Source organism: Paenilisteria rustica, from assembly GCF_013820765.1.
In the GTDB taxonomy this organism is placed as follows: domain Bacteria; phylum Bacillota; class Bacilli; order Lactobacillales; family Listeriaceae; genus Listeria_A; species Listeria_A rustica.
Genome location: NZ_JABJVM010000055.1, coordinates 1 through 297 on the forward strand (window position 1 = coordinate 1; position 297 = coordinate 297).

Genomic DNA, 297 nt, shown 5'->3' on the forward strand with positions numbered 1-297 from the left:
ACTTTCTTTTAGCTGTTTGTTGTTTACTCAATGGGCATTATCCTTTCCGATTCTTTCGTTTTCTTCCTAGTTTCTTCTCAAATAAGTCATCGTCTTTTATTTCGTTAATCATCGATAACACGGGAAGACCCAACGTTTTTTCGACATCTTCAGCTGTTTTAATCGATCGGTCAAATAAATTACGAAGGAACATAATGACAAGTCCAAGAATCATTCCTAGTAAAGTTGCAACAGCAATTAGTAAGCCTGTATGAGGTTTTACTGGCGCTGCATCCGCATCTAAAGTAGCCTCTGATA

Annotated in this window: 1 pseudogene; it reads right to left on the bottom strand. The window is 37.4% G+C overall.

From position 1 onward, the window contains the following. Window positions 1–37: 37 nt before the first annotated feature. Window positions 38–297, bottom strand: a pseudogene (locus tag HPK16_RS16655) (YveK family protein); the annotation flags it as partial.